General features: G+C 51.6%; 8 protein-coding genes and 1 pseudogene. All 9 read left to right on the plus strand.

What is annotated here, in order from left to right; all coding sequences use genetic code 11:
• Window positions 1–316, plus strand: a 316-nt coding sequence (locus ACUVQO_RS21220) for a WD40 repeat domain-containing protein (protein ID WP_445927819.1), incomplete at its 5' end; no start/stop codon positions are given.
• Between the two features lie 12 nt (window positions 317–328).
• Window positions 329–412 (plus strand): annotated as a pseudogene (locus tag ACUVQO_RS21225) (WD40 repeat domain-containing protein); the annotation flags it as partial.
• Between the two features lie 405 nt (window positions 413–817).
• Complete coding sequence (locus ACUVQO_RS21230; RefSeq protein WP_445927826.1) at window positions 818–1,030, plus strand: ferritin-like domain-containing protein; 213 nt, start codon at window positions 818–820, stop codon at window positions 1,028–1,030.
• A 238-nt stretch (window positions 1,031–1,268) separates the two neighbouring features.
• Window positions 1,269–1,778, plus strand: coding sequence for an RNA polymerase sigma factor (locus ACUVQO_RS21235; protein ID WP_445927820.1), 510 nt, complete (start codon window positions 1,269–1,271; stop codon window positions 1,776–1,778).
• Between the two features lie 42 nt (window positions 1,779–1,820).
• The gene (locus ACUVQO_RS21240; protein WP_445927821.1) at window positions 1,821–2,681 is read left to right on the plus strand and encodes an EI24 domain-containing protein; all 861 of its coding nucleotides are present in this window, start codon (window positions 1,821–1,823) and stop codon (window positions 2,679–2,681) included.
• A 150-nt stretch (window positions 2,682–2,831) separates the two neighbouring features.
• Window positions 2,832–3,863 carry a permease gene (locus ACUVQO_RS21245; protein ID WP_445927822.1) on the plus strand — a complete coding sequence of 344 codons (1,032 nt, stop codon included), beginning with the start codon at window positions 2,832–2,834 and terminating at the stop codon, window positions 3,861–3,863.
• Window positions 3,860–4,615, plus strand: a complete 756-nt coding sequence (locus ACUVQO_RS21250) for a TIGR03943 family putative permease subunit (RefSeq protein WP_445927823.1) — start codon at window positions 3,860–3,862, stop codon at window positions 4,613–4,615. Before ACUVQO_RS21245 ends, ACUVQO_RS21250 begins: the two co-directional genes overlap by 4 nt.
• A 345-nt stretch (window positions 4,616–4,960) precedes the next feature.
• Window positions 4,961–6,976, plus strand: a complete 2,016-nt coding sequence (locus ACUVQO_RS21255) for a TolC family protein (RefSeq protein WP_445927824.1) — start codon at window positions 4,961–4,963, stop codon at window positions 6,974–6,976.
• A 55-nt stretch (window positions 6,977–7,031) separates the two neighbouring features.
• A complete protein-coding gene (locus ACUVQO_RS21260) occupies window positions 7,032–8,135 on the plus strand; it encodes a peptidoglycan DD-metalloendopeptidase family protein (protein ID WP_445927825.1) in 1,104 nt (367 codons plus the stop codon).
• Window positions 8,136–8,586: the final 451 nt, after the last annotated feature.

An 8,586-nucleotide genomic window follows, 5' to 3' on the forward strand; every position in this document is an offset into this window, starting at 1 on the left:
CTGTGAACGGGGAATCTCCTGCTATACGCGAAGCGTTAGCGGGATGAGCGTCAAGGTCAGCACCGCGATCGCCCTGCACCCAACCAACCAATCCTTTGCCGCTGGTGGGGAAGATGGCATGATTCAGTGCTGGGCCGATCAGACAACTCAATCTGATCGCTCCAGCCGTTTGCTGACGGGGCATCAGGGAGCCATCACTTCACTGACTTTCACTCCCAATGGTCACTATCTCATCAGTGGCAGCCGCGATCGTACCGTCCGCATCTGGAACTCCGGCACCTGGGAGTTACTTACTATCTTGACCGGACATACTTAGGCCGTTACCTCAGTTGCTTCTAGTCAGGATGGTCAGTGGATCGTCAGCAGTAGTCTGGATCATACGATTAGGCTGTGGGGCCAGGAGCGATCGTGAGTAAGAAAAAGGAAAGAATCAGCCACTCAACCTGCTACCTCGATGAAAACCCTTTTTTACCTGGAATGTGAGGCAGCCACAAGAAATTTTTCCTTTCGGAGATCCAAACTGAAGAACCTGGCGTATTTCCTGGTGGATGACCTGCAAACATAGTCATTTGATTCACCGCCAGTTAAGTTCTCCGTCACTGTACTTTTGCACTGGATCGCTGTTTGTTTGTCCTTGAGAGCAAGGAGACTGCATCAGAGTTTGGCTCTGCAACTGCTTGCTCATAGGATTCTTTGTCTTTTTCTGCTGATAATTGGGAGGAATTATTTTTATGAAACGCGAGTCTTTGAATTTGGATCCACTGTCGTCCCGTTGCTTTGTCAAGTTTTCTAAGTTGCGTCGTAGTTAGCCCTGGCTCTGGAAACGGATGCGGCGATCGCCTATACCCAGGAAGTGGCCAGACTGAAAACCCCGGCTCTAATCACAGCGGGAGCCAGCATTGGTAGTACCGAATCTGCCCACGCAACAGCTATTCGAGCCGCTTTCAAATCCCTGGGCATGAACCTGAATGTGGTTCCTTCTGCCTTTGTCAGTGCCCAAAATCGCAGTTCCTGGATTCTGACTGTTTAGTACTATGCTCCCTTCGCCCCCTTTACCTGTCACTCCTCATCCGGTCTCCATTACATTTCTCAGCCCAAATCATCTACCTTTGGCGAGAAACTATGGAAATGCCGTTGCGGTGTGATTAAATGGACAACAATATTCACCTCTGGTAGAAACAAAGTGCAACACTGCCTCAACAGTTTGCTTGACGGCTGCTTCGGGTGAACGGAAAACCAGCGGCCCACGGAGGCAAAGCGTCTGCCAGATGGTATCTCAGCCCGTTTCCGATGACTCCTCACTGATCAAGAGGATTACTCAACAGGATGATACGGCTCTGGCAGAGTTGTACGATCGCTATGCTCGTGTGCTGTATGCGGTGGCCTTCAAAAGCTTAGGGTCTAAAGAAGAGGCGGAAGAGGTAGTGCTGGATGTATTTTCTCAGGTCTGGCGCATTGCTGAACGCTATGACAGTCGTAAAGCGCGAGTTGATACCTGGTTATTCATGTTGACGCGCAGCCGAGTGCTCGATCGCCCCCGCCCCAATGCCAGCACCACGACCATCCCATTGACCCCAATCAACCAGGCACTGACCTCTGGTGCCCCCACCGACAACCGGAACAGCACCATATTGAATCCGGGCACCACAATCCACAGACTCAGAAACAACCCAACCAGAGCAATCAGCAGTAATCCACCCATCTACCCCTCCACCCACCTACTCATCCACCCACTCATCATCCCACTCACTCACCCCATCACTCCTTACAAGTGCTAGCCTGAGAACGCTCCCCTCTGGCCTACCTTTTCAACGATCGCAATGGCTCAAAAGACAGAAATCAGTTTGTTTCAACGTCTACTCCAGGCTCCCAAAGATTTGTCAGCGGGGGTGGCTTATCCCCTGGAAGCGCTGTTGCTGTTGTTGCGATCGCCGCGCCTCTTGAGCCTGGTGATCATGCCGATCGGGGTGAATATCGTTCTGGGGGTGCTGCTTTATCTGGGAGTGCTGGTTCCGGGGTGGCAGTTCATCTCGCAGTTAAGTACCGGCCTACCTGCTGGAACTGCGGCCTGGGTTGCCACGTTACCTCCCTGGTTAAGTCAGGTTTTAGGCTGGATACCAGCTGGAGTGGGTTTTCTGGATGATATTTTGCAGGCAATATTGGCAATCGCCTTATTCATGATTCTGGGGTTATTGCTGGTGCAATTTGGCGCGATCGTGGGAGCACCCTGGTACGGCAATCTGGCGGAACAGGTGGAACGTCACCGCATGGAGCAGTTGCCCAGCAGCACCATGAGTTTGGGCCGTGCTCTGAAGGATGTCTGGCGAGCGATCGCCTTTCAGGGGAAAAAGCTGGTGCTGCTGGCGATCGTGGCCCCTCTCCTATTATTGGTTAGCGTTTTGCCCCTGGGCGGATTGGTGGCCAGTACGGGATGGCTGGTGCTGGCGATCGTGCTTGTCCTGCTGGACTTTATCGATCCACCCTTGGAGCGGCGCCGGTTCAGCTTCCGCGCCAAGCTTGGCGTAGTGGGGAAAACGTTTCCAGCCAGTGCCACCTTTGGATTTGTGTGCCTCTGGCTGATCAGCATTCCTTTCCTCAATTTGCTGACTGTTCCTCTCTGCGTCGTCGCTGGTACCTTGTTTTGCTGCGATTATGCATTAGCTGGATTAACCAGGGACTGAATGGCACTCAATTTAGTTTATGGGGAAAAACGTCATAGGCTATGTGCCATTTGGCATTCATGAGCAACTGTTACAAACAACAACGGACGAAGGACGAAGGACATACAGTAGAATATCTGGGTTATTGGCATCGTAGCGGTAGGAAAACGCATGGACTGGACTCAGCTAAATAGTGCGTTTACCCTTTTCCTCAGCTTGCTGGTCGAGGCTGTACCTTTTCTACTGCTGGGGGTTTTGTTTTCCGGCTTATTGCAATTTTTTGTTGATGAGCGCAAGCTGGTGCAACTGATGCCCCGAGATGCGTTCTTAGGAGCCTTAGCTGGCAGTTGCATGGGGTTTCTTTTTCCGGTGTGTGAGTGTGGCAATGTACCTGTGGCCCGACGGCTGATTATGCGGGGAGTCCCCTCCTCGGTAGCGATCGGATTTCTGTTAGCTGCTCCCACTATTAACCCGATCGTCTTTTGGGCCACCTGGACAGCATTTCGTGATCAGCCGGAGATGGTGTTCCTGCGGATTGGCTGTTCCCTGATCATTGCCACGACGATCGGTTGGGTATTCAGCGCTCAAAAGGATTTGCGGCCTTTTCTGCAACCTGCTGTTGCCAAAGCGATGCCTAGCAAGAAAGGCACAAGGAATGGCGGACAAGCCAGTCAAGCAACCTCTGGCCCTTCTGCTTTATTGCAATCGGGAACTTACTTCTTAGGTCAATCCGACCAGCGAGTCGATCCAATGGACTTTCAGGCGGCGGCGATCGCTGCGGCAGGCAAACCCACAGGCTATAAGCTGAATCTAATGCTGGAAGGGATGGTGCAGGAGTTTCGCGAACTGGGAGGCGTGCTGGTGTTTGGCAGTGCGATCGCGGCCATGCTGCAAGTGTTTGTTTCCCGTGAGGCAATTCTGGCTCTGGGACAGGGGCCTATCAGTTCAATTCTGGCCATGATGTTGCTGGCCGCTGTGGTTTCTATTTGTTCTACGGTCGATTCCTTTTTTGCCCTGGCTTTTTCCTCCACCTTTACTACGGGATCCCTCCTGTCGTTCCTAGTCTTTGGGCCAATGATCGATCTGAAAGGTATTGGCTTACTGCTCTCCATCTTTAAGCCCAGAGCAGTCTTTTACTTAATTGCGCTGGCCGCCCAGATGACCTTTCTGTTTGCTTTTGTCGTGAACCTATATTTCTCATGATGGCTCGTCCTGCTTACTCCCTGATGCCCTGGTTAGATGTTTTGGCGATCGCGGCCTGGGGGTTACTCCTGCTGGAATACTGGTTGACGGGGAAGCTGTATCTGTTAATTCACCCCAATTACACCTGGCTTACTGTTGTTACAGGCGTTGCCCTGTTGCTGCTGGCGACCTGGCGAGCGATCGGCATCCTCAAGCAACCTGACAATTTCGTTAGCCAAGCCTCCAGTCACCTGGCCCTATTACCTAGGGGGTGGGGCAGTACCTTGCTCCTGGCAATGGCGATTCTTGGTTTGCTGATCACGCCCAGAGCTTTCGCCAGTCAAACGGCTATTCAGCGAGGAGTTGCCGACGCGCCCACCTTAACACGAGTCAAACCCCAGGCATTTCGGGGATCAGCTAATTCAGAGGATAAATCGATCATTGATTGGGTGCGGACTCTCACCGTCTATCCCGAACCAGATGCCTATACGGGACAGAAAGCCAAAGTTCAGGGCTTTGTGATCCATCCGACAAATATGCCTGATCAGTACCTATTAATCTCTCGATTTGTGATTACTTGCTGTGCGGCAGATGTTTATCCGGTGAGTTTGCCTGTCAAGCTACAAGAAAGTCGAAACGCATACAAGCCTGATACCTGGCTGGAAGTTGAGGGCCAAATGATCACCGAAACCCTGGCTGGGAAGCGTCAGCTCGCGATCGCCGCTACCTCCATCCAACCCATTCCCGAACCCAAAAACCCCTACGATTACTAACTAAACCTTGTTCAAGTCTAAAATTGTAGTTTCTCTTGTAGAAAAACGACTGTTCTCTAGCTGTTTTTGCTTGCCCGGTCGCCGCTCAAACTGCGACCGAGACAGGTTTCTCTTGTAGGAAAACGACTGTTCTCTAGCTGGACTTGGTTTAACTCTCAATCCTCTGTACAGGCGCAGTTAATCAAACTTCTACTTCCAATCTCCGATCCCCAATTCCTGATCCTCAATCCCTCCCATAAACTTTGCATATTCAATGACAACCCGTTATTCTGCTATAGGTTCTCGTGCAGCTTTCGCAATTGAGAGTTTAATGAGGAATAGTTTTGAGTGTAGGTGTAGGAACGCATGAACTCGCTTTTTCAGCTAATTGGTCTAGGAATGGGGGTATTACTCGCTGTTGGCTATACCTCTCCCGCGATCGCCCAGGCAACCTCGAAGACCTCTACACAACCCAGAGAGAGTAGTCAGGCGGTCACACCAGATGCTGCAAAATCACCTGCCAGCAGTGCAGCGCCAAAGTCTCCCTCCCGTGGAGACTCAGCCCTCAGCCCTCAGCCTTCAATCCAACCTGAAGAGAACACTTCCTCTACGGATAAACCCGCCCCAACCTCAGCAACCAACTCTGTACCCGATCCAGAAGCAGCTAAACAGACTCCATCTCCTGCAACTCAGTCAGCCCAAAACTCATCCCCTATCACCCAGCCACCACCGGGGATTAATCCTGCCCCAGTAACTCCCCTGGCTCCCACTTTTACGCCTCCATCTCCGGGTATCCCAGGAACAGAAACCCTGATTCCCACTCAACCCATTGGCCCTGCCAAACCCGGTGCTGCTCCCGATTATTTGAACCCTTCGCCGAATCCGCTTAGTCTGCCAACAAAGCCTGAGGAGGTGAAGTTGCGGGGTATTCAGCCCATTACGCTGCGGCAAGCTTTAGAACTGGCAAAACGTAATAACCCTGGCCTACAGAGCACCTATTTCCAGTATGAGCGGAGCCGTGCTCAGGTACGTCAGGCACAGGCCGCTTTATACCCCACCCTGAGCGTTCAAGGTGGCATTACCCAATCGCTCTCAGCACAGGCAGATTTGCAGGCGAAGGCACAGCAGCGAGCATTTGAGGAAGCGGGTGTTCCCGAAGAATTTCGGCAAAATAACCCTCCTCTTCAAGCCTCCCTTGGGTTACAGGGAACTTTTCAAGTAAGGTATAACATCTTCACCTCGGGGCGGCGACCAGCTCAGATTCGGGCGGCTGAACAACAGCTTCGTGTTGATCAGCTACAGGTTGAAGTTGATTGGCAGCAACTCCAGTTAGATGTTTTCAATGCTTACTACAACCTGCAACAGGCTGACGAAGACGTTCGCATTGCCCAATCTGCTGTTCGCAACGCAGAAGCCAGCCTGCGGGATACGGTTGCTTTGGAACGGGCAGGTTTAGGAACTCGTTTTGATGTGCTGCGGGCTCAGGTGCAGTTAGCCAACAACCAGCAACAACTCACCAGTGCTCTGGGATCTCAACAAATTAGCCGTCGCACCCTGGCGCAACTCCTGTCCATTTCTCCCTCGATTGACTTGGCAGCGGCTGATCCAGTGCAACTTGCGGGGCGCTGGCCACTCTCGCTAGAAGATACGATTGTTTTGGCGCTAAAAAATCGGGCAGAATTGGAGCAACTTCTGGCCCAACGCGAGCTTGCTGAGCAGCAGAAAAAAGCGGCTTTAGCGTCTTTGGGGCCAACTCTTGCCTTAGTAGTGCAGTACAACACCGTGAATAATCTGAGAGATCAGTTAGGGTTTGGTAATGGGTACAGTGCAGGTCTACAAATGAACTGGGACTTTTTCCAGGGTGGAGCAGCTAGAGCACAGGCCAATCAGCAGGAGGCTAACAAAGCTATCGCCGAGGCTAACTTTGCCAATACCCGTAACCAAATTCGGCTTCAGGTTGAAACAGCCTACACCACTCTGGGCACCAGTTTTCAAAATATCGATACCAATAGACAGGCCGTTGTCCAGGCCAGGGAAGCTTTGCGACTCGCCCGGTTACGCTTTCAGGCAGGGGTGGGTACGCAAACGGATGTAATTAATTCGGAGAATGACCTGACGAATGCTGAAGGAAATTTAGTCAGATCCGTCCTGAATTACAATCGAGCCCTGGCCCAACTGACTCGTGCAGTCACCAATCTGCCAATCGCCACTGGATCCCAAATTCCTTCAATTCCCGCCGATTCTCCCACGGCTCCAACCAATTCCTCTGCTACTCCTCCCTCCACGTCTAACCCAAGTCCTTCTACTTCTGCTCCAGAAAATCCCTCCACGTCTACGCCAGCGTCCCCCCCTACTTCTTCTCCTTCCCCTTCTAATCCATAATTGGATACAGAGTGCTTGTTTTTTCGAGTAGCCTATCTCAACAGAAGAGTTGCTTATGAATCCTCCCCTTCCAGTTCCTTCATTCCCATCTCAGTGGTCTGCTCAATCGCAACATCTCCGGTTATCGCTCTCCGTGGCTGGATTGGCAGCACTCATAGCGCTTGGAGTATCCCAGGATACTCTGCAGGCTCAAACATCGGATACGATGGCAGAAAGCACTCCAGCTTCTATTGATACGGTTTCTCCAGCGACACCAGAGGTCGTCCCCTCTTCGACTCTCGATTCTCAACCTCCGCTCCCCGTTTCCCCTCAAAGTATTGAACCGTCTCCCCCAATTGATTACTCTGCTCCCCCTGCGGTTACTCCCTCAACAATCACTAACGAACCTTTCATTGATGCAACGGATTACAGCTTGGGAGCCACCTATCGCAGTCGTGGCCTGCCTGCCGCTGCTGCATCCATTGTCGGTCGAGGACTTCAACTTCCGCCTGCATCCCTCTCCTCGGTGCAGATTGGCCCGATCAGTGTGGGCAGCTCCGGCATTGGCATCGGGTCACTTCCTTCAGTCAAAGATTTCTACCGTCGCACCCTCCCTCCCCTAGGACGATTGGGTAATGGGAATATTCGACTGATCTTTCCCCTGTCAATTCCAGCTCCCATTACGTCAGTATTTGGCTGGCGGATTCATCCTATCTCTGGCGATCCGCGTTTTCACATGGGCACTGATCTAGGTGCCCCTCTAGGAACTCCAGTGCTGGCCGCTTATGCAGGCCAGGTGACGATCGCAGACTTTTTAGGTGGATATGGCCTTGCGATCGTACTGGATCACAATAAAGGAACTCAGCAAACCCTGTATGGTCATCTGTCAGAGATTTTTGTCAAGCAGGGCGATTTAGTGAAACAGGGTTCTGTCATCGGAAGAGTGGGTAGTACAGGTAACTCTACAGGTGCCCACCTGCACTTTGAATTTCGCCAATTAACTCCCGATGGTTGGGTGGCTCTGGATCCAGGTTCCCAATTGGAATATGCCCTGGCAGAACTCGTCAAAGTGCTGGCCGTTTCCGAAAAAGGAATCTCGATCGCAAAAGGCACTCCGGTATCCCACCAGGAACAGATAGGGGCTTCTGGCGAAATTAGCTGGAACGAGCCTCAACAGTAGATGCCAACCTTTAACTTTGGTTGTTAAAGCTATTTGCCTCTTCGCTGGATGGGGCAAGCGTTAAGCATTTTTCGATCAGCACGATTTGAAGTGACTAATGAACGAGCCTCACCCTTGAGGAGGAGGTAAGGCCAGCATAAGCGATCGCTTTCCTAAAAACTTTCCCAAAATTTTTCGATAGGAGATGTTGACACAAGTAGAGGAGTTCGCTAGATTGGTAAGGCGCGGTGAGAGAGCAAGCGAAAGCGGCGACCGCACCGAGTACGGAACCTAGATAAATAAATAGTTTGAGAGCCAGAATAGCACTAAAACCCTGTCAAGGAAATAGAGCTTAAGGATACTTAAGTCAAGAAAAGAGAAACCAGGGATTTGTCTAGGAGATAAGTTCTTGGTGCCAAATCAAATTCAACACTATGGAGAGTTTGATCCTGGCTCAGGATGAACGCTGGCG

Source organism: Leptodesmis sp., assembly GCF_052746595.1.